This window comes from Nocardia cyriacigeorgica GUH-2, assembly GCF_000284035.1.
GTDB classification, from domain to species: Bacteria; Actinomycetota; Actinomycetes; order Mycobacteriales; family Mycobacteriaceae; genus Nocardia; species Nocardia cyriacigeorgica_B.
In genome coordinates this window covers 5,215,933-5,236,364 of sequence record NC_016887.1, presented here as the reverse complement: position 1 = coordinate 5,236,364, position 20,432 = coordinate 5,215,933, and the positions used below count along the sequence as shown (strand labels likewise).

General features: G+C 67.2%; 23 protein-coding genes and 1 tRNA gene. 18 read left to right on the top strand and 6 right to left on the bottom strand.

The annotated features are described in order from the left end of the window. Nucleotides 1–86 precede the first annotated feature (86 nt). From NOCYR_RS23665 to NOCYR_RS23635, 7 genes are all read left to right on the top strand, one after another. Nucleotides 87–1,346: a S1C family serine protease gene (locus NOCYR_RS23665; RefSeq protein WP_014352945.1), complete on the top strand. Its 1,260-nt coding sequence runs from the start codon at nt 87–89 to the stop codon at nt 1,344–1,346. Between the two features lie 29 nt (nt 1,347–1,375). Next, on the top strand, nt 1,376–1,900 hold the full coding sequence (locus NOCYR_RS23660) for a MogA/MoaB family molybdenum cofactor biosynthesis protein (protein ID WP_370011330.1): 525 nt from the start codon (nt 1,376–1,378) through the stop codon (nt 1,898–1,900). Continuing rightward, nucleotides 1,897–2,085 carry a hypothetical protein gene (locus tag NOCYR_RS23655; RefSeq protein ID WP_048833650.1) on the top strand — a complete coding sequence of 63 codons (189 nt, stop codon included), beginning with the start codon at nt 1,897–1,899 and terminating at the stop codon, nt 2,083–2,085. The genes NOCYR_RS23660 and NOCYR_RS23655 overlap by 4 nt, the downstream gene beginning before the upstream one ends. Before the next feature lie 546 nt (nt 2,086–2,631). After that, complete coding sequence (locus NOCYR_RS23650) at nt 2,632–3,306, top strand: MspA family porin (RefSeq protein WP_014352942.1); 675 nt, start codon at nt 2,632–2,634, stop codon at nt 3,304–3,306. Nucleotides 3,307–3,370: 64 nt separating this feature from the next. Continuing rightward, complete coding sequence (locus NOCYR_RS23645; protein ID WP_014352941.1) at nt 3,371–4,036, top strand: MspA family porin; 666 nt, start codon at nt 3,371–3,373, stop codon at nt 4,034–4,036. Nucleotides 4,037–4,376: 340 nt separating this feature from the next. Next, nucleotides 4,377–5,039, top strand: coding sequence for an MspA family porin (locus NOCYR_RS23640; protein WP_014352940.1), 663 nt, complete (start codon nt 4,377–4,379; stop codon nt 5,037–5,039). A 108-nt stretch (nt 5,040–5,147) separates the two neighbouring features. Next, nucleotides 5,148–5,816: an MspA family porin gene (locus NOCYR_RS23635; RefSeq protein WP_014352939.1), complete on the top strand. Its 669-nt coding sequence runs from the start codon at nt 5,148–5,150 to the stop codon at nt 5,814–5,816. Between the two features lie 82 nt (nt 5,817–5,898). Here the strand turns inward: NOCYR_RS23635 and mscL are convergent, their stop codons facing one another. The 4 genes from mscL to NOCYR_RS23615 all read right to left on the bottom strand — a co-directional run bounded on the left by mscL (nt 5,899) and on the right by NOCYR_RS23615 (nt 8,209). Further along, nucleotides 5,899–6,309, bottom strand: coding sequence for a large conductance mechanosensitive channel protein MscL (mscL, locus tag NOCYR_RS23630; RefSeq protein ID WP_014352938.1), 411 nt, complete (start codon nt 6,307–6,309; stop codon nt 5,899–5,901). A 124-nt stretch (nt 6,310–6,433) separates the two neighbouring features. Further along, complete coding sequence (locus NOCYR_RS23625) at nt 6,434–7,144, bottom strand: SAF domain-containing protein (protein ID WP_228798336.1); 711 nt, start codon at nt 7,142–7,144, stop codon at nt 6,434–6,436. A gap of 89 nt (nt 7,145–7,233) precedes the next feature. Continuing rightward, nucleotides 7,234–7,521: an FmdB family zinc ribbon protein gene (locus NOCYR_RS23620; protein ID WP_014352936.1), complete on the bottom strand. Its 288-nt coding sequence runs from the start codon at nt 7,519–7,521 to the stop codon at nt 7,234–7,236. 91 nt (nt 7,522–7,612) lie between these two features. Next, nucleotides 7,613–8,209, bottom strand: coding sequence for a 5-formyltetrahydrofolate cyclo-ligase (locus NOCYR_RS23615; protein WP_014352935.1), 597 nt, complete (start codon nt 8,207–8,209; stop codon nt 7,613–7,615). A gap of 69 nt (nt 8,210–8,278) precedes the next feature. Between NOCYR_RS23615 and NOCYR_RS23610 the strand changes: the two genes are divergently transcribed. The 7 genes from NOCYR_RS23610 to NOCYR_RS23580 all read left to right on the top strand — a co-directional run bounded on the left by NOCYR_RS23610 (nt 8,279) and on the right by NOCYR_RS23580 (nt 15,285). Next, a complete protein-coding gene (locus NOCYR_RS23610) occupies nt 8,279–9,238 on the top strand; it encodes a UTP--glucose-1-phosphate uridylyltransferase (RefSeq protein WP_014352934.1) in 960 nt (319 codons plus the stop codon). A 43-nt stretch (nt 9,239–9,281) separates the two neighbouring features. Beyond that, nucleotides 9,282–10,541, top strand: coding sequence for a gephyrin-like molybdotransferase Glp (gene glp, locus NOCYR_RS23605; RefSeq protein ID WP_014352933.1), 1,260 nt, complete (start codon nt 9,282–9,284; stop codon nt 10,539–10,541). Between the two features lie 12 nt (nt 10,542–10,553). Next, a complete protein-coding gene (locus NOCYR_RS23600; protein WP_048834420.1) occupies nt 10,554–11,204 on the top strand; it encodes a GNAT family N-acetyltransferase in 651 nt (216 codons plus the stop codon). 259 nt (nt 11,205–11,463) lie between these two features. Next, nucleotides 11,464–12,543: a gephyrin-like molybdotransferase receptor GlpR gene (gene glpR, locus NOCYR_RS23595; RefSeq protein ID WP_048834419.1), complete on the top strand. Its 1,080-nt coding sequence runs from the start codon at nt 11,464–11,466 to the stop codon at nt 12,541–12,543. Between the two features lie 80 nt (nt 12,544–12,623). Beyond that, nucleotides 12,624–12,699, top strand: a tRNA-Ala gene (locus NOCYR_RS23590). Nucleotides 12,700–13,239: 540 nt separating this feature from the next. Next, the gene (locus tag NOCYR_RS23585; RefSeq protein WP_048833649.1) at nt 13,240–13,743 is read left to right on the top strand and encodes a hypothetical protein; all 504 of its coding nucleotides are present in this window, start codon (nt 13,240–13,242) and stop codon (nt 13,741–13,743) included. A 309-nt stretch (nt 13,744–14,052) separates the two neighbouring features. Next, nucleotides 14,053–15,285 (top strand): helix-turn-helix domain-containing protein, encoded by a 1,233-nt coding sequence (locus tag NOCYR_RS23580; protein ID WP_081505496.1) that lies wholly within the window; start codon nt 14,053–14,055, stop codon nt 15,283–15,285. Here NOCYR_RS23580 and NOCYR_RS23575 read toward each other — a convergent pair. After that, on the bottom strand, nt 15,280–16,092 hold the full coding sequence (locus NOCYR_RS23575) for a class I SAM-dependent methyltransferase (protein ID WP_014352928.1): 813 nt from the start codon (nt 16,090–16,092) through the stop codon (nt 15,280–15,282). The two genes, NOCYR_RS23580 and NOCYR_RS23575, sit on opposite strands and share 6 nt — an antisense overlap. Nucleotides 16,093–16,626: 534 nt before the next feature. On the opposite strand from NOCYR_RS23575, the gene NOCYR_RS23570 reads away from it, so the two are divergent. The 4 genes from NOCYR_RS23570 to NOCYR_RS23555 all read left to right on the top strand — a co-directional run bounded on the left by NOCYR_RS23570 (nt 16,627) and on the right by NOCYR_RS23555 (nt 19,802). After that, on the top strand, nt 16,627–16,887 hold the full coding sequence (locus NOCYR_RS23570) for a hypothetical protein (RefSeq protein ID WP_148280744.1): 261 nt from the start codon (nt 16,627–16,629) through the stop codon (nt 16,885–16,887). A gap of 331 nt (nt 16,888–17,218) precedes the next feature. Beyond that, on the top strand, nt 17,219–18,382 hold the full coding sequence (locus tag NOCYR_RS23565; protein WP_048833646.1) for a hypothetical protein: 1,164 nt from the start codon (nt 17,219–17,221) through the stop codon (nt 18,380–18,382). After that, nucleotides 18,379–19,008 (top strand): 3'-5' exonuclease, encoded by a 630-nt coding sequence (locus tag NOCYR_RS23560; RefSeq protein ID WP_081505495.1) that lies wholly within the window; start codon nt 18,379–18,381, stop codon nt 19,006–19,008. The genes NOCYR_RS23565 and NOCYR_RS23560 overlap by 4 nt, the downstream gene beginning before the upstream one ends. Then, nucleotides 19,005–19,802 carry an aldo/keto reductase gene (locus NOCYR_RS23555; protein WP_014352924.1) on the top strand — a complete coding sequence of 266 codons (798 nt, stop codon included), beginning with the start codon at nt 19,005–19,007 and terminating at the stop codon, nt 19,800–19,802. The genes NOCYR_RS23560 and NOCYR_RS23555 overlap by 4 nt, the downstream gene beginning before the upstream one ends. Nucleotides 19,803–19,852: 50 nt before the next feature. Here the strand turns inward: NOCYR_RS23555 and NOCYR_RS23550 are convergent, their stop codons facing one another. Then, nucleotides 19,853–20,263: a hypothetical protein gene (locus tag NOCYR_RS23550; RefSeq protein ID WP_148280743.1), complete on the bottom strand. Its 411-nt coding sequence runs from the start codon at nt 20,261–20,263 to the stop codon at nt 19,853–19,855. Nucleotides 20,264–20,432: the final 169 nt, after the last annotated feature.

Below are 20,432 nucleotides of genomic sequence, written 5' to 3'. Positions count from 1 at the left end.
GCAGCGAACTTCAAGCACGGTCTCAGTCCGCTCTCAGCAGTCGGCGTCACGCTGGATGGCACGACGTGAGAAAGAAACGAGTAACCATGACCGAGGATTTCACCGATCGACCGCACGGGCCGGAACCCGGTTCCGTGCCGCCGCCGGGTTACCACTCGGCGCCCTCCCCCCAGGGCCACCCGTACGGCCAAGTCCCCGTCCCCGGACCGCAGCCCGCCCCGAAGCGCCCGGTCCGCACCGGCCTGATCGCGGGCGCGCTCGCGCTGGCACTGGTCAGCGGCGGCGTCGGCGGCGCGGTCGGAGCGCTCGTCGCGGGCAACGACGGCGGCGGCACCACCGTCACCAACGCCCTCGACGCCCCGAAACCCAACATCGACAACGCCTCCACCGCACCGGCCGGCTCGATCCAGGCCGTGGCGCAGGAAGTGCTGCCCAGCGTGGTGATGATCAAGGTCGCCAGCAATCGCGCGCAGGGCGAGGGATCGGGTGTCGTGCTCTCCTCCGACGGACTGATCCTGACCAACAACCACGTCGCCGCGGGCGGCGGCCCCGGCGCCCGGATGGAGGTCTCCTTCGCCGACGGCAGCACCGCGCCCGCCACCATGGTCGGCGCCGACCCGGTCTCCGACCTCGCCGTCATCAAGGTCGAGGGCAAGACCGGCCTGACCCCGATCGAACTCGGCAGCTCGGCCGGGCTCCAGGTCGGCCAGCCGGTCATCGCCATCGGCTCGCCGCTCGGGCTCGCCGGCACTGTCACCACCGGCATCGTCTCGGCCCTTAACCGCCCGGTCTCCACTTCCGGCCAGCCCAGTGCCGACCCGTCGACGCCCAACCCCGTCATCGACGCCATCCAGACCGACGCCGCGATCAACCCGGGCAATTCCGGTGGCGCGCTGGTCGACGCCAACGGCAAGCTGATCGGCATCAATACCGCGATCGCCACGCTCGGCGGCTCCGAACTCGGCGGCCAGCAGAGCGGTTCGATCGGACTCGGCTTCGCCATCCCGGTCGACCAGGCCCGCCGGGTCGCCGAAGAGCTGATCAAGACCGGTCACGCCACCTACGCCCAGATCGGCATCAAGGTGCCCCGCAACGACACCGTGCGCGGCGCGCGGGTGCTCGAGGTGACCCCCGACGGGCCCGCCGCCAAGGCCGGGATCCCGGCCGGTGTGGTGATCACCCGGATGGACGACCGCACCATCGACTCCGGCGACGCCTTGGTCGCCGCCGTCCGTTCCAGCCGACCAGGAGACAAGGTGAGCGTGGCATATACCGATGAACAGGGCGGAAACGCCAAGACGGTCGAGGTGACCCTCGACGCGGTGTCGACCGAGGGAGGCCGGTGATGCAGGTGCTGAACGGGGGATGGGAGCCGATGCTCGCCGGTGGCGCTACGGTGAGCACCATGGACATCGATGCTTCCGTGGCAGGACGCGCACTGGTCGTGGTCGTCGACGACCGCACGGCGCACGGCGGTGAGGATTCGCTGGGCCCGCTGGTCACCGAATTGCTCACCGAAGCGGGCTTTCTCGTCGACGCGTCGGTGACGGTGCAGGCCGACGAGGTGGAGATCCGCAACGCGCTCAACACCGCGGTGATCGGCGGCGTCGACCTGGTCATCTCGGTGGGCGGCACGGGTATGTCACCGCGCGATGTCACCCCCGAGGCCACCTCCCAGGTGCTCGACCGGGAGCTGCCCGGCATCAGCGAGGCCCTGCGTTCCTCCGGCCGGGTCGCCGGTTCGCTCGACGCCGGCCTCTCCCGCGGTCTGGCCGGCATCTCCGGCAGCACCCTGGTGGTCAACCTGCCCGGCACCCGATCGGCCATCCGCGACGGCATGGCCACCCTCGGCCCGCTGGCCAGCCGGGTGATCGGCGAACTGTCCGGATTGGATGAATGAGTTCTTCCGAGGATCGACCCGATGTCCCCCGTCCGGCTCGCCGGCCGGGGGACGCGGCGCGCTTGGCGCGCATCTTCGGCGATGTACTGCCCGAGACCACCAGCGACGAACGCGGCGACGAGCGCGACACGCCGTCGAGCGCCGACGACTGGTTGCGGTCGCAGGTTCCGCCGCATCACGGCTGAGTTCTTCCGCGCTCCCAGCTACCTCCGCTGGTGACCCACCCGCGCGCTATCTACTGCCCGGCTACGTATTTACTGACGCGTAGCTTTCTGGGGCATTCAACCTTCAAGCCAATAGCCGTTCCGGGGCCATTCGGAATACGTTCCGGTCCCGTATTCGCCGACGGCGTGGCTGCGCCGTCTCGGACAATTCGGCTACTTCACCGGAACTCCTCTCCTGCATTTATGCACGTCAAGCGATATAAGCATTTTGGCTATGTGATACAGATCACTCGTGTCTTGACGAATACTTTCGTTGTCCGTTCCGTTACCGCCGGTTAATCTCGCCTCGGGCTATCGCAACCGCCTCCGCAGTCCAGTGGCCTGCACGAATGTGCAGACCTCGCGGAGTCGGGTGTGGCCTGGCGGTAGTCGAGCTTTGCGTTGAAATAACGGCGAGTTACACAACGGCAACAAATAGGCGACACACTGAGCTGGGCCCTGTGAGGACCGATGTCCAGCCTCGACGGTCGAGGCTGGTCTGTTCGAGAAAAATTGATGAGGGGAAGTATGAGCGAGAACCGCACCAACGGTTTGCGCCGCGGAGCCCGTGCCGCGGGCGTCGGCGCCGCAGCCGCCGTGGCCCTGGGTCTGCTTTCGACCGGTGCCGCGAACGCGGATACCTTCGTGCCGTTGCCGGACGGCGAGAAGGTGGGTCCGGGTGTGACCATCAAGCGCACCCATGAGCATGCGTTGATTTCGCCGTCGATGGCGGCCAATGGCGCAGGTCGCGTCGTCTGGGTTTCGGGCAACGCGAGCGCGGACGTCACCGTCACCCCCGAGGGCGAGGTGGGTCCGAACAACGGCCCCGCCGGCGCGCCGGGTACCAACAACTCCTCCACGCACGGCGCGTCCCAGCTGAACACGGGCTACATCGTGGGCTGCCAGGTCAGCATCGGTGACGAGGCCATCTCCGCCGGCGTGTCCGGCAGCGTCGATCTCGAGGGTGCCTCGGTCGGCGGCGCGGTCGGCCTGGAGCTGGGTCCGGGCGAGGTGAAGTTCGTGCAGATCGAATACAAGGACATTCTGAAGCCGGGCCACTACTCGGTCGAGTACCAGGACGTCGAGATGGAGATCCAGGGCTGCGCGGGTTACGCGCAGGCGCGGGCGTACACGGTCGTCGAGATCATCGGTGACCACTACTCGAAGACCACCCTCTACGGGCAGCCGTTCAGCATCGGCTGAGTCGTCGAATTCGACCGTACAAACCTCTCGCCTCGAGCGAACTCGACCCTCGAAGGGTACAAACATGATCAACCGTAAGATCGTGGCGCGGGCGGCCGGACTCGGCGCTGCCGCCACCGTTGCCATGGGCCTGTTCTCCACCGGTGCGGCCAACGCCGACACCTTCGTGCCGCTGCCCGGCGGCGAAATCGTCAAGACGCTCTCCGACGGCACCGTGGTCACGGTCCGCCTGGTCGGCGAGTCGGCCAACATCAACCCCTCGCTCGGCTCCACTCCGGTGCACCGCAACGCGTGGGTCTCCGCCAGCGCGCAGGTCGAGCTGTCCGGCTCGGGTGCCAAGGGCGGCAAGATCTACCCGGGTTACGTGGTGGGCTGCCAGGTCAACATCGGCGGCGGTGGTGTCGAAGGTGGCGCCTCGGCCGGCGGCACCTGGGAAGGTGATCCCACGGGCAGCGTCGAGAGCGGCGGCGAGCTGTCGCTCGGCCCGGGCCAGGCCGCGTCGTTCTACGTCCTCGACCTCGAGGAGACCGACGACTTCGGCAACGAGTCGCATGAGGTCCGCAACAACTTCAGCGGCACCAGCGGCTCGGTGACCTGGGCCGACGAGACCATCGGCCTGACCGGTTGCGCCGGCTACGCGCAGGCGCGGGCCTTCGTCAAGGTCAAGGTCGAAACCGACAATGTCATGTCGGTGGTGACGCTGTGGGGTCAGCCGTTCAGCCTGGGCTGACCGGCTCCCGTTCGGGCCCCGTACCGGCCTGAGCAAACGCGACCAGCGAAATGAACGCGGGTCTGTCACAATCGTGACAGGCCCGCGTTCTGCTCTTTTCGGCCCGCGACCGGCGAAATCGCCGGAGTCGCGGCGGTTTCGGCCGAGCTGCGTAACCTCTCGGCTACCTTCACCACATCTGGTTGCCATGCCGCGGACGAAATGCCGTCCCCGACTGTTCATTCCCTGTGCTCATTCGGGTTCATCTGACGGTCAGGGCTTTCGATGACGCTCATCTGAGCCTGCTGTAGGCCATCCCCGTGCGAACGGGGTTGTCGCTGAAAACCTGATGAGGGGAAGTATGAGCAAGAACCGCACCAACGTCACGCGCGCGATGGGCGTCGGCGCCGTCGCCGCCGTGGCCATGGGACTGTTCTCGGCCGGCGCCGCCAACGCGGACGCCTTCGTGCCACTGCCGGACGGTGAGAAGATCGGCCCCGGCGTCACCATCAAGCGCACCCACGAGAGCGCGCTGGTCTCGCCGTCGCTGGCGGCCAACGGTGCCGGTCGCACCGTGTGGGTCTCCGGTGTGGCGAGCGCCGACGTCACCGTCACCCCCGAGGGTGAAGTGGGTCCGAACAACGGTCCGACCGGTGCTCCGGGCACCAACAACTCCTCCACCCACGGCACGTCGCAGCTGAACACCGGCTACATCGTGGGCTGCCAGGTCAGCATCGGCGACGAGGCCATCTCGGCTGGCGTCTCCGGCAGCGTCGACCTCGACGGCGCCTCCGTCGGTGGCTCGGTGGGCCTCGAGCTCGGCCCGGGCGAGGTCAAGTTCGTCCAGATCGAGTACAAGGACATCACCAAGCCGGGTGTCTACTCCGTCGAGTACCAGGACGTCGAGATGGAGATCCAGGGCTGCGCCGGTTACGCGCAGGCCCGCGCCTACACCGTGGTCGAGATCATCGGCGACCACTACTCGAAGACCACCCTCTACGGCCAGCCGTTCAGCATCGGCTGATTCCGGTTCCGCCCGGCCGGGTCGTCCCGGCCGGACCGAGCCGATGTGCCTCGAATCCGCCAATCAATCTCTCGCTGAAGCGAATCAACCCCAGAGGGGCATTACACAATGATCAACCGTAAGAGCATCGTGCGTGCGGCCGGTGCGGGTGCCGCCGCGGCCGTCGCGATGGGCCTGTTCTCCACCGGTGCGGCCAACGCCGACACCTTCGTGCCGCTGCCCGGCGGCGAAATCGTCCGCACCCTGTCCGACGGCACCGTGGTGACGGTCCGCCTGGTCGGCGAGTCGGCCAACATCAACCCGTCCATGGGTTCCACCCCGGTGCACCGCAACGCGTGGGTCTCGGCCAGCGCGCAGGTCGAGCTGTCCGGCTCGGGCGCCAAGGGCGGCAAGATCTACCCCGGCTACGTCGTGGGCTGCCAGGTCAACATCGGTGGCGGCGGCGTCGAGGGCGGCGTCTCCGGTGAGGGCACCTGGGACGGCGAGTCCTTCGGTGTCGGCGCCGAGAGCGGCGGCGAGCTGTCGCTGGGCCCCGGCCAGGCCAAGTCCTTCTACGTGCTCGACATCGAAGAGGCCGATGACTTCGGCAACGAGTCGCACGAGAAGCGCAACAAGTTCAAGGGCAAGAGCGGCTCGGTCACCTGGGCCGACCAGACCATCGGCCTGACCGGTTGCGCGGGCTACGCGCAGGCGCGGGCGTTCGTGAAGGTCAAGGTCGAGACCGAGAACGTGATGTCGGTGGTGACCCTGTGGGGTCAGCCGTTCAGCATCGGCTGATCTTTCCCGGCACGAACGAAGGGGCCTGTCGCCATGTGCGACAGGCCCCTTCGGTGTGAATCGGCTCGGTACGTGAATCGGCTCAGTACTCGTGGCGTCCGCCGCCGGTCTTCTGGCCCTCGGCCAGCAGGTCGCGGATCTGGATCAGCAGGTCGTTGTCGCTGAGCACTTCTTCCTTCTCTTCCTTGGCGAAGCGCTTCTTCACATGGGTGGACGGCAGCACCAAGACGAAGTAGAGGACCGCCGCGATCATCAGGAAGTTGATGCAGGCGGTGATGATCGGGCCGACCTCGATGAAGGTCGACGGATTGTCGGCTACCAACCGGAAACCGAGTCCGAGCTCATTGGGACTGCCGAAAACCGCGAGCAGCGGATTGATGATCCCGTTGGTGAACGCGGTGACGATAGCGACGAATGCCGTACCCATGACGACGGCAACAGCCAGGTCGACGACGTTTCCGCGGAGCACGAAATCCTTGAATCCCTTGAGCAATGCCCTATCCCTTCGGTGTGCGAACCCGACTGCCCGCAGCCGGCTGCGGACGTTCCGGATGCTAGTGGACGGCAGTGGCAAACGCTCGGCGAACGATGATCGCGGCGGTCATACGTGATCGATGTCAATGGAAGACGACCGTGAGGGCGGTGCTCAACGAGGCCGCCGCCACCGCGGCCGCGTTCTCGGCTCCCATCGCCACCAGGACGACGCGGTCGGCCGATTTGGTGGGCCCGGAACCCGGTGATCCGGAGATCAGCACCACGGCCGCGTCGGTGGCCAGCGTGCGGGCGGGTCTGGTGGCACGGTCGGACTCGTCGGCCGCGATGACGTCGACCCGGTCGCCCGCGCGCAGGATGTCGGCCACCGCGGTATCGGCCAGCCGGATGGGCACGATCCTGGCGTCCGGCGCACCACCGGCGACGGCGGCCAGCCGCGGGCCGATCACCCGCAGATCGGTCAGGATCTCTCCGGTGCGCATGGCTCCGGTGAGGGTGGCGCCTATCAGCGGGGCCGGATCATGCGCCGCGCCGCCGGGTAACGCGCCGGATTCCCGGTCGACGACGCGCAGATCCGCGGTGGTGAGTAGATGGCCGGGCGGCAGATCGCGGGAAGCCACGACGACGCTCGCACGGTGCGTATCGGGATCACCGCGCAGTAGGAGGACGACGGCCAAGACGGTGAGAACGGCGGCGAGCACCCGCCGGGCGAGTAACCCGTCGGCCCAGGGCGGGCGATTCCAGAGCGCTTCCCGCAGGGTCTCGCCACGGCCGAGCGGCCGGTCGCCGACGCGCTGCGGGCTGAGTCGGCGACCGCTGGCCAACATTCGGATCATGCGCCGAGCGTATGGCGCGGATCAGCGGCCGAGGCCTGGTGAACGACGGGTTGTGGACAACTCGCGGGTTGTGGAAAACCCGCGTGGCGTCAGCTCGCGGCTGCGGTGCTCGCGGCGGCGGGAGCGGCCGAGGAGCTCGAATCGGAGCCGGAGGAGGAGCCGCTGTCGGACTTGGCGGGCTCGCTGGCGGTGGACGCGCCGCCACGGCTGTCGGTGCGGTAGAACCCGCTGCCCTTGAACACGATGCCGACGGAGTTGAACAGCTTGCGCAGCTTGCCCGAGCACTCCGAGCAGACGCTCAGCGCCTCATCGGTGAAGGACTGAACAATGTCGAAGCGGTTATCACACTGGGTGCACGCGTACGAATAAGTTGGCACAGGATCCTCCGCAGGGTTCGTCGATCTAGCACTCTACAGCCGACAGTGCCAACATCGCCACTCCGGATTTCATTCCTCACCCGGCCTGCGATCACTCCCCGGACAGCTCGTGTAGCCCGCCGCGCGGGGTCAACACCCAGCCCATCCGCAGATCGTGCGGCTCCTCTGGCAGGCGTTCCACCAGCTCAGCGTCCCGAACGACCGCCACCAACCGGGCATCCGGGTCGGCCGCCGCCAGCGTCCGGTCGTAATAGCCGGCCCCGCGCCCGAGCCGCACACCCCGCAGGTCCACCGCCAGCGCAGGGACGAGAATCACACTCGCGCGGGCCACCGCGGCGACGCCAAGCGCGGGTCCGCCCGGTTCGAGCAGGCCGTAGCGGGCCCGGCGCAGACTGTCGGCGCCGGTGTACTCGGCCCAGTCCAGCGGCCCGGGCGGGCCCGTCACCGGCAGCAACACCCGCGCACCCGCCGACCGCAGCGCATCCAGCATCGTCAGCGCACCCGGCTCCCCGCGCACCGGGACATACGCGCAGGCCCATTCGCCGACCTCGATTTGCCCGGCCGTCGCTGCCAGCGCCGACGCCTCCCGCGCCCGGTCGGCGTCCGGCAGCGCGGCCCGCTGCGCGAGAATCTCCAACCGCCAGGCATGTTTGTCGCGCTCACCGGGCATCTTCACGGTGATCACCATAGGCTCATGCGGGTGCCAGGCCGCCGTGAAGCAGGCCTGGGCGACGTATTACACGGATAAGGTGTGCATATGACAGCGAAGGCAGGCGAGCCCGGCACGACGACGGGCGCGGCGATGGAGTCGTGCTTCCGTACCGCGGTCGTGCCCGCGGCGGGGCTCGGGACCCGATTCCTGCCCGCGACCAAGACGGTGCCCAAGGAGTTGCTGCCGGTCGTCGATACCCCCGGCATCGAACTGGTGGCCGCCGAAGCCGCCGACTCCGGCGCCGACCGGCTGGTCATCGTCACCTCGCCGGGCAAAGACGGCGTGGTCGCGCATTTCGTCGAGGACCTGGTGCTGGAGAGCACCCTCGCCGAACGCGGCAAATTCCATCTGCTGGAGAAGGTGCGCAAGGCGCCGGGCCTGCTCGATGTCACCTCGGTGGTGCAGGAGGAGCCGCTCGGCCTCGGGCACGCGATCGCGCAGGTCGAATCCGCGCTCGACGCCGACGAGGACGCCATCGCGGTGCTGCTGCCCGACGATCTGGTGCTGCCGTGCGGTGTGCTCGACGCGATGAGCCGGGTGCGGCGCGAGCGCGGCGGTTCGGTGCTGTGCGCCATCGACGTGCCCAAGGACCAGGTGAGCGCCTACGGCGTCTTCGACGTGGAGCCGGTGCCCGGCGTCGCCGATCCGGATGTGTTGCGCGTCAATGGGATGGTGGAGAAGCCGGCGCTGGCCGACGCGCCGTCCACCTACGCCGCGGCCGGGCGGTACCTGCTCGACCGGCAGATCTTCGACGCGCTGCGCCGGATCGAGCCGGGCACGGGCGGGGAACTCCAGGTGACCGACGCGATCGCGCTGCTGATCGCCGAGGGGCATCCGGTGCATGTGGTGGTTCACCGTGGGTCGCGCCACGATCTGGGCAACCCGGGCGGCTATCTTCGTGCTGCGGTGGATTTCGCGTTGGAGCGGGAGGAATACGGCCCGGCACTGCGCGAATGGTTGCAGCATCGGCTGGGCCCCGACTGGGATCCGCAGGTGAGCACGTAGGAACAGAGCGCCCGAGCGGGCGAGGGAGATCGGGAAGGGCTGGATGCGCTCGGTTGAGGATCAGCAGATCAAGGTGACCGCGGCGGCGGTCGCGCCCCGGCCGGTCCGGGTCGCGATTTCCGAGGCCCAGGGCCTGCTGTGCGCCGAGGACGTCGTCACCGAACGACCGCTGCCCGGTTTCGACCAGGCCGCCATCGACGGGTACGCGGTGCGCAGCGTCGACGTCGCGTCGGCCGGGGCCGAAATCCGTGACGAGGAAGGCGAACTCGTCGATCTGACGCTGCCGGTGGTCGGTGAGGTGGTCGCCGGATCCCGTCAGCCGATCCGGCTGCAGCCGCGCCAGACCGTGCGCGTCGACACCGGCGCCCCACTGCCCACGCTGGCCGACGCGGTGCTGCCGATCGACTTCACCGACGGCGGCCGCGCCCGGATCAAGGTCTACGAGCCGGTGCGTTCCGGTGATTACGTGCGCCGCATCGGCGATGACGTGCAGCCCGGCGATGTCGCCGTGCGGGCGGGCACCATCATCGGCGCGGCCCAGGTCGGCCTGCTCGCCGCCGTCGGCCAGGACAAGGTGCTGGTGCATCCGCGGCCGCGGCTGTCGGTCATCTCGGTGGGTGCCGAGCTGATCGATATCGACCGCACTCCCGGGCCCGGCCAGGTCTACGACGTGAATTCCTATGCGCTGGCGGCAGCGGCGCGCGATGCGGGCGCCGACGTCAATCGGGTGGGCATCGTCGACGCCGACCCGCGCCGGCTGCGCGATGTGGTCGAAGGCCAGCTGGTGCGCTCGGAGGTCGTGGTGATCGCGGGCGCCGTCGGCGGCTGGGCGTCGGAGCAGGTGCGCGAGGCGCTGGAGGGGCTCGGCGAACTCGAGATCGCCAGGGTCGCCATGCATCCCGGCTCGGTGCAGGGTTTCGGGCGGCTCGGCCGCGACGAGGTGCCGACGTTCCTACTGCCGTCCAACCCGGTCGGCGCGCTGGTGGTGTTCGAGGTGATGGTGCGGCCGTTGATCCGGATCGCGCTCGGGCGACGTCAGCCGATGCGGCGAATCGTGCACGCGCGCACGATCACTCCGATTCAATCGATGGCGGGCCGCAAGGGATACCTGCGCGCCCAGCTGATGCGGGACGAGGCCACCGGCGAATACCTGGTGCAACCACTGGGGTCGGGGGCGGGTGCGTCCTCGCATCTGCTGGCCACCCTGGCCGAGGCCAACAGCCTCATCGTCGTCGACCCGGACGACACCGAGATCCGGACCGGCGACGAGGTCCAGGTCGCCTTCCTCGCACAGCGCGGCTGAATCGTGGAGACCATGAACGTTTTCCGGGCCACCCAGCACCCTGGGTGGCCCGCACATCTGGGCCCGGTCCGGGTCGCGGCGGGGCAGGTGGCGCTGCGGCCGGTGCGGTTGCGCGATGCGGCCGCCTGGAGCCGGATCCGGTTGCGCGATCAGCAGCATCTGGAGCCGTGGGAGCCGACCGGGCGCGGCGCGTGGGAGGCGCGCAATCACGCGTCGAACTGGCCGTCGCTGTGGTCGAGCCTGAAGGCCGAGGCGCGGCGGGGTGCGATGATCCCGCTGGTCATCGAGGTCGACGGGGCCTTCAGCGGTCAGCTGACCGTCGGCAATATCGTGCGCGGGGCCTTGCGGTCGGCGTGGATCGGCTACTGGGTGGCCAAGGATCTCGGCGGCCAGGGCGTGGCCACCGCGGCGTTGGCGCTCGGGCTCGACCACTGCTTCGGGCCGGTCGGGCTGCATCGGGTCGAGGCGACGGTGCGGCCGGAGAACATGGCCAGCCAGGCGGTGCTACGCAACGTCGGGTTCCGCGAGGAGGGCCTGCTACGCCGCTATCTGGATGTCGATGGGGCTTGGCGTGATCATCTACTCGTCGGCCTGACCGTCGAAGAGGTGGCCGGGACAGTGGTGGACCGGCTCGCTCGGGAAGGCCGGTTGACGCTGCTGTGAGCGCGGGCCCGACGACGGGCCGCAAATGGTGGAAATGTGACGGGTGTGGCGGATGTGCACGGCGCGCCTGCCGGACCATACCCCTACCCGGAATTAACCTACGGACGTCGGTGGTGCGCCCTGCGCCATCGGCAGGGAGCCTGCGACCCGCCCGGCGACCATGCCGCAGCGCCTGTGCGGCAGCCGGAACAGTCACCGCGACAGGGCCGCGGGAAGTGGGTCGGAACTGGATCAGGCGGGGACGGAGGTGCTGACGGCGATGCCGAATTCGATCTTGTGGATCGGCCTGGTCGTACTCTGGGTCTTCGTCCTGTTCCCGATACTGGCCGACCGGCATCCCCGGATCCGGCAGACCACCGACACGGCACTCGCCACCCGGGTGCTGCATCGCGGAGGTTCCAAGCGGCGCACCAGGTCCGGGCCCGCCGCTGGGCACGACAGCGACCCCGATTGGCGGCCGAGACGAGTGCAGAGAAAGCGTCCCCACAGCGATGATGCGGAGGATCGGATGACGACTTCGGCCGACGAGCCCGTCACCGAGGCTGACGACGAACAGAACACGCCGGGAGACGTCACCGAAACCGGCGCCGCCCGTGCCGCGACCGCCGAGGCGACCCGCCGGGCGGTGGCTGAGACGGAACTGGATGAGATGGACGCGGCCGAGACCGCGGACACCGACGACGAGACCGAGCCCCACGACGCCGAAGCGGAAGCCGACGACCACGAGGACCGCGACGAAGACGACGACGCCGAGGACTCCTCGCGCGACGCCGTCTCCGCCCGCATCCCGCCCGCGCGTCCCGCGCTGCCCGCCGTGGCCGAACCCATGTCGGACGAACCCACCGACTTCATCCCCACCCGGCGCGGACGCGGCGGCTTCGACCCGGAAGCCGACGCCATCGCCCGCGCCGCCCGCTACACCTTCCGCCAGCGCGCCGTCCTCGGCCTGGTCCTGGGCACCCTGCTGTGCGGTGCGCTCGCGGTGGCGATCGCACCCGTGTTCTGGTGGGGTTGCGGCCTGGCCGCCACCGTCCTCGTCACCTATCTGGCCTACCTGCGCAAGCAGGTCAGGATGGAAGAGGAGATCCGCCGCCGCCGCAGCGCCCGCCTCGCCCGCACCCAGCGCGCCGAACCGGAACCCGACCAGCAGGCCACCCGCCCCGCCCGCCGCGGCATGGACCGCGACACCGCCCGCGCCCTGCGCCGCCGCTCCGAACTCCTCGAAACCGACGACGAAGACCCCGCCTTCGAACACCTCGAAGCCTTCGACGCCACCGCCGCCCGCGCCGTCCGCAACCGCGCCGCCGGCGGCGACATGCGCCGCGCCGCCGGCGCATAACCGCAGGTAGCACCCCCGATTCGGAATCGCCGCCCGCCTCCTGCTACAGTGTCACAGCGCGGTTCCCCCGGGAACCGCACGGGGCTATAGCGCAGTTGGTAGCGCGTCTCGTTCGCATCGAGAAGGTCAGGGGTTCGATTCCCCTTAGCTCCACCAAACACGGCGCATGCTTATGGAAAGCATGCGCCGTTTTTTTGGTTCCGCGTGTTTTTTGGGGGCGAAGCCCCAAACCCCACCCGGAGGGCTTCGCCCCCGGACCCCCTCCCGGGTTTGCCCGTCTCGGGTGGTGCGCCGTTCGCTGGCCTCGGGCCTTTGGCTCCCCACGGTTTTGCCCGTCCCGATCGGGTGCCGTTCGTTGGCTTCGCCCCGGGCCCCTTCGGGATTTCCTGTTTCCCGTCGGTGGACCGTTGGTGTGGGCCCACCCTGGTTACGTGCCATCCCGCGGGATCAAATAACACGTCAGGTCGGATCGCCTACTTCCTGCCGTGTTGGTGTCGGCGGGGTTCGCCTCGGGTCGGGCAGGCGCTCGTCATGAGCTTTGAATCGAGTCTGCACCGCCGTCGGCAAAGAAGCCGGCGACGCGAACCCTGGCAGACGGCCCGGACACCCAGTGGCTGCCCGCTATCTCGGCGGCCGCTCGCTACGTGACTGAAATCGCCGTCGATGCCATGCATGCGCTGAAAGGATAAGCGTGTGATGTCCTGGCAACTCGCCGAAGCCGCGCCAGATCGTGGCTCATTGTTTGTGGACTACATCGGCCTGTTCGTACCGCTCGGCGTGATTGCGGGCGCAGTGGTCGCCGGAGTCTTCGCGCTCCTGGGTGATCGGAAACTGCACGACAGACTGGAGTCGCTGGTAAATGCCCGAAATGCCTGGCCCGAGGATGTGGATGGGCGCGATTCGGTCGACCGCGCTATCCAGCGCTATGCGGCCATCCTGGACCGACGCGCGGAACGTAGGCGTCCGGCGGCCTCGCCTCGCCGGGTCTTGTCCGTCCTCCTGATTTGCCTCGCAGGCCTCGTCGCGGGGACGTACGGCGCCAACCAGCTACTCACCCAATTGCCGGGCAACGCAATCGCGCAGGCCGGCGCCATCCTGATGGGGATCGTGTTGATCCCGACAGCATTGACTTGTGTCCTGATGCTGACGGAACTGTTCTACTTGGCGAGATACTGGATCTCGCGCGCACGCTTGCCGTAGACAACACCGTCGGCGTGACCGGCGAAATACTTCCTGCCAGAACGCTTTGATAGCGACGGCTGTCCACGCCGACTGCGCGCTTGGCCTGCAGCCGGGGGGCGAATCTCGTTGCAGTCCAGTGTTTCCCAAATCAGGCTGGCGTGACCGGAAAGCAACTCTTGGCTCGACCATGTCGGCGCGTGTGGAATACAGTCGCTGAACACCGGGAGATGTTGCTAGTCGCACGCGCTTGCCGGCGCACTCGACCTGCCGAACAGCTCCGGCGCTCGGCGGAATAACGCAGCGTTCCGGTGAGAGTTCGGGGCTGCTATGAGACGATCTGCTGGTCGAGCATCGTCTAATCAGGGTGGCGCGGTGGCGGATTCGGGGTTGGGTCGGCGAGTCAAGGTACTTCGCAGGGCCCGGGGCTGGACCCAGGAAGGTCTCGCGCTGCGATTGCACCGTTCGTCGTCTTGGGTGACGAAGGTCGAGCGCGGCGTGATCGCCATCGATTCGGTGTCCACGATTCGGGAGCTCGCCGCAGTATTGGGTGTTTCGGAATCGCAGCTGACGGGCGAGAGTGAAGACAGGCCTGTTGCACAGCAGCGCCCGGTGAGCGACCTTGCTCGGATGCTGGACCGCCCTGCGTCTATGTTGACCGGTGTTACCTCCGAGACCTCCGTGTCGCATGCCGATTTGGTGCGCGCGGCTACTGCCTTGCGGCGCACGTACAACCGGTCGAGCACGCGATATCTATCAGCCGCGGAAATGCTGCCACAGCTGATCAGCCATGCCGTCGAGCTGGCGGAAAGGAGCACGACCGCGCGGTTGCGGGCATCCGCCTACACGGTGCTGGCCAACCTGTACCGCCTCGGTTCGCTCGAGTTGCGGCACCGTGGCGATCATGTGCACGCGAGGTTGGCGCTGGACCGCGCGGCAGCGGCGGCACAGAATGCAGACGACAAGGTGCTGGTCGCCGCCGTCACGGCGACGCTCTGCAATGAACTGATGATCGGTGGGCGACCGGACGATGCCGCATCACTCGCTGTCGATAGCGCCGATATCCTGGCACAGCAGCCGCCGACCGTAGATGCTCAGCATGTTCTCGGGGTGCTGCGACTGTATGGGGCTCAGGCGGCGGCACGCGCTGGGGCGCAGTCCGAGGCGATGGCTTTGCTCGATGCGGCCAACCAGCTCGCGTTCACCGATGCCGACCGGCACTTCCTGATCTTCGGGCCGGCCAATACTGCCGTACAGCGCGCGGGCATATTCGTTGATCTGGGCAAGCCGAAGCAGGCGCTCGATGCCTGCGCCGGGTTGAACGGGAAAGAACTGGGTAGCGTCAATCGGGCCTGCTACTTCCATCTGCACCGCGCACGCGCGCACACAATGGCGGGAGACCTCGACGATGCACTGGCAGCGCTGACCGTTGCTTGGCGGACGACGCCGCACATCGTCATGGCCGACCAGCTCGGACGCCAGCAGGTTGCTGATCTGCTGGACCGCAAGCGGACCTTCAGCAGCGAACTCCGCCAGATCGCCCGCGGAATGGGGTTGCTATGACTCGAGCTTGCGGGCTCTCAGCGAGAAGAACATCGGAAGTTCGACCCCGTCCGGAAGGGTGAAAGTACGGTCGCTTTCCTGGCTCAGGCATGGCCAGGGCCGGTCGAGCCACGGGAACTCGTGGAAGAACTCCACACACATTCCAGCCCGTGCTATCGAGGTGATCACTTCGCCGGTGCTATGCGTCCAGAGGTACTTACTCGAGGATTCGACCTGCGCCGATGGGTCGGCGTACGTGCCGCGCACGTCGTAACGGATCGGCTCCGGTCGTGGCCAATAGGGGCGTGCGATTCGTACCTCATTACTCGAGTCGTCCAGGACCTTGGCGACGGGGTGAATATCGGTGAGGTAGAGGAATCCGCCGGGTTTCAGGAAGTGCGCAACGATCCGTGACCACTCCGCGAAATCCGGGATCCACCCGAGAATTCCACGTGAGGCGTAGACGATGTCGAACTCGCCTTCGAGGGTTTTGTCGAGCTCCATGACATCGGAGCAGACGAAGCTCGCCTCCACGCCGATATCCGAAGCCAGAGATGTGGCCTTTTCCACGGCGACCGGCGAGAAATCCACACCGGTGACCGCCGCTCCGCGACGTGCCCACGCAATCGAGTCGGTGCCGATCTGGCATTGCAAGTGCAGCATCGACATGCCGCTGACGTCGCCTATCTCGCCGACCTCATAGTCCCGGAGCTTATCGGCGCCCCGGCGGACCGCTTCGAGGTCGTACCAGCTGCCCTCCGCGTGAATGGCCGCCCACTCGTCCCACAGAGCACGGTTTGCGCCGATGGCCGATGAAGTCGAGGTCATGTCCGGCAGGATACCTCCGCCTCGCCGGCTCGCAGGGTCGTGAACTGACAACACCACTGCCAGTTGTCCCGCTCCTGTGCGCCGACGATCAGGTCAGTGCCCCAGCCGGGTGCCTCCTCCTCGGCTGGGGCGCGATCCAACATCGCACCCCATCGAGGTAACCATGACTTGTACCGAGGCTCGAATACTCGCCGCCTTACAACCGGGCGGGGTACTCACTGTCACCACCATCGCCCGATCCATTGGTTTCTCCACGGTCCGCTGCCGTGTCGCTCTGCTGACACTGAGCCGCCGTGGCCTGGTGTGGCAGACACCGCGCGGGTGGGTTCTCACCGCCAACGGTCTCCGCTACGCCGCTATCCAGCGCGGATCAGCGGCGCTCGACTTGCCGATCGGGGCCGCTGCGTCATGAGCACTCCGCGGGCTGTCGGATATCTGCGGCGCGACATCTCCGGCGAACACCAGCCATGGCATGAGACCGGGATTCGATCGGTCGCGAGCCGGACCGGCTACACGCTGTGCAAGACGGTTGCTTTGACTGGCACCGCTGACGACCCGATTTCGAAACTGATCGAGACCGTGCGCCGATCCGGCGCCGAGGCGGTTATCGTGCCCACCATCGAACACGTCGGCGGTGAGGTCCCACAGCGATTGCTTCGTGAGGTAACCGAGGTGATCCCGGTCGACAACCCGCACCAGTCGATTGCCAGATGGCCACTGGCCGCACTGCTCGCACCGCCCGAGCGTGACGATCTACCCGATTCGGACACCGTGAACCCGAAACCGCGCCGGTAGGTTGCCGGCCGCACCATCCGCCGATCGGCCATCAGCCAAACCCGAACTCTCCGAACGAGATTCGATCAACACCCGACTTGACCCCGCCTTCGGCGCCATGTCGGGCCGCCGCTGATTCGACGCGGCGATGCATGCCCGCCAGCCTTTCGTAATCACTAGGAGTAGTCATGCACCCTCAATTGCCGCAGAGAACCCCTCGCGTATCGCGGGTCGCCGTGACGCCAGTTGCGTCGCCGCCGATCACAGAGCTCGCCCGAATAGCCGCGGCGCTCCGGTCATGGGCACAGGAGCCGAAACGCTCTATCGGTACCGAGAACGAGGGGTGTGCAGCATGACCAGCGCCGATCGCCCTCTGCCGACCGTGCCGCTGTTGACACCCGCTCAGGTCGATGCTTTGCCGGTGCGAGCACGCGAGGTCGTGGAGTACAGGAAGTCCGGCCTGTCGCTCAATCACATCCAGGGTTGCCCGTTGGATTGCGCGTATTGCATACGACACACCTACGGAGTGTGGGATATGCGGCAGCCGCGGGCGCTGATGAGTGACTCCGAGGCTGTCCAAGCGCTGGTCGATCATCCGTACTTCCAGCCGCATATCACCCCGGTCCAGGTGTTCAATCGCGCGACCGACCCGATGCTTCCACGCGTCAAGACGCACACGTTCGCCGTGCTGGAGGATCTCGACGCTCGGGGCCTGACCAACCATGTCCTGGTGATCACGCGCTATCGGATCGACTCAGAGGACTGTCAGCGGCTGAACCAGTTGCGCAACGTAAAGGTTACTGTGCTGGTCACCTACTCCGGAATCGACGATCGACGGATCGAACCGGTCGACAGCGGCATCGCCGCGCGCTCGCTGCGCACGGCGTTTGCGAATGCCGACCGATACCGAGTGGTGCTGTACTGGCGGCCACTGGTGCCGGGCCTCAACGACACCGCCGCGCATTTGGCTCGCGCGGTGGAGTTGAGTCGGCATGCCCACGCAACCGTGTTCACGGGGTTGTTCTACCGCGACGAGATCGCCGACTATTACCGCGCCAACGGGCTGCCAGAGCCCTACGATGAAACCGCGCGTCGCAAGATCGTGCCGGAAACGCTGGAACAGAGGGTCCTTGCTGCGTTCGGTGGTGGCGGGCCGTTGTTCCGTAAGACCAGCTGCGCGGTGTCTTTCGCGCATGGTGTTCCGGATTACAACGGCCACTATGGGATTCGTGAGTTGTGCGATATCTGTCCGATCAAACAGCTCGAGCTGTGTGCGAGTGCACACAGGCCACCGACCGAGTCACAGTTGAGGCAGCTCGCCGCAGGTTTGACGAGTTCGGAGGAGTTCGAGATTGTGGCGATCACTGATCGCTGCGCAGTCGTGACCGGCTTGGACGAGCAACCCCGGTACTTCCTGCAACACGGGCTGCGCTTTCAGGTCCACGATGAGCGTCACCCGCATCGCGATCGCAGGCATGGTCGCGCCGATATCGGCTGGAAAGGGGAGACTGCATGAGCGCGGCCGGGCACTGGTCGGAGGTCGACTACGTCGTTGTTGATGTAGAGGGTAACGGTGCTCGGCCGCCCGAATTGGTTGAGCTTGCTGCCGTCTTGGTCGAAGGAGGGCGGATCGGTCGGCCCCGCACATGGCTGATCCGTCCACCCACGCCGATTAGCTGGCAGGCCAGAAAGATCCACGGCATCCGCAACGATGATGTCGCCGAGTGTCCACCGGTCGACGATGTCGCCGAAGAAATCTGCGAGGTCCTCGGAGACGCCGTGCCGGTTGGGCACAACGTTCGCATCGACCTCGACGTACTCACCCGTAGCCTGCCGGGCTGGAAACCGGCGCGAGCCATCGACACATTGCGGCTTGCCCGCAAGGCGTGGACCCTGCCGTCCCACAAACTCGGCGCGCTGGTCGCCCACCGCGACTTGGCCGACGGGCTGCCCGGCGGACTGACACCGCACCGTGCGGAGTACGACGCGCTCGTGACTGCTCGACTGTTCGTTGATCTGGCGACCAACGGCCCTGAACCCCGGACTGCTGCCGCCCTGTTCGAGGCCGGTGGTATCACTCTCGCCGGGGAGGTACCCGAGCCCGAACTGAAGCTGTTCGACGGCATCGGAGAACTCGGATGACCAGCACCGATACCGCTGGCGTGCTCGGCGGAGTATTCCGCGTCTGCGGCGACATGCCCGTACACCGAATCGGCTACGGCAGCATGCAACTCACTGGCCCCGGCCACTGGTACCACCCGGCCGACACCGACCACGCCAAACGCATCCTGCGCCGGGCTGTCGAACTCGGCGTAGACCACATCGACACTGCAGACGCCTATGGCCCTGCCACGGTCGAACACCTCATTCGCAAAGCCCTGCACCCCTATCCGGACGGTTTGGTCATCGCGACCAAAGGCGGCCTCACCCGGCAGGGACCGAATAGGTGGGCGCCGGTGGGCCGACCAGAGTATCTGCGCCAATGCGTAGAGATGAGCCTCCGCCGACTCGCGCTCGACCGGATCGACCTGTACTACCTGCACCGGGTCGACCCCAATGTGCCGCTGGCAGATCAGGTCGGCGAACTCGCAGCCCTGCGCGACGAGGGCAAGATCCGCCACATCGGATTGTCGAAAGTGACCATCGACCAGATCCTCGAAGCCGAGAGAACCGTGCAGGTGGCGGCCGTGCAGAACCGATTCAACCTGCACGACCAGAGCCAACGTGCGGTGCTGGACTTCTGCACTGCACACGGCATCGCATTCGTGCCCTTCGCGCCGCTGGCGTGCGGTGATGTCCTCGAAGACGGCACGGCGGCGTCGGCGATTCGATGGCTGCTCGATCAGTCGCCGGCCGTCCTTCCCATTCCGGGCACGGGCTCACTCGAGCATCTGGAATCGAACCTTGCTGCATTGTCGATGACGTGGGGTCACTGACAACACACCTACGGTTCGTCGCACAACGGGAAGCGCTGCGGCGCGGCTGGCTACATGTCGAGACCGATGTCGGGAAGCTGGACGTCGTCGGGCGGGTAGTCGCTGAACTCATCGATGCTGTCGAGCTCTGCTGTGGGGTCGATGTCCAGTAAAGCGCTGAGTGCCTGCTGGATTGCGGCTTGCGCGGGTTCCATTCGTTCCGGAGGTGCGTCGTCCGATGGCGCGGTGGTGGTGTCCCGATACTGGCTGGTGGGATGACCGGGGGATGCAATCGGATCAGCCGCCGACCGGGCGTCGGTTACGACTGCCGGTAGGCGCGACCAGAGTGCGGCGGCGGGGTAGTCGTCGGGGAGTGGACGTTGTCGGGCGGCTGTGGTGAGGATGTCGGCGATATCGATGCCAGCGTGGTGCGTGCTGTCGATGCAGGTAGCGATGGCGGGCCAGGTGGGGTCGCTGGTCAAGCGGGGATCAATGTGTTCGGCCAGTGGCGCCCAGGTTCGAGAGGGGTGTTCGGCGCGGTCGAGTGCTGTCTGGATTCGCTGGTCGAGTGCTGCCTGGTGCTCGCGTTCGATGGCGGGGAAGCGGGGTTGTCCCGTGAATCCCCCCGGCATGTCCGGAGGCTTCGTCTCT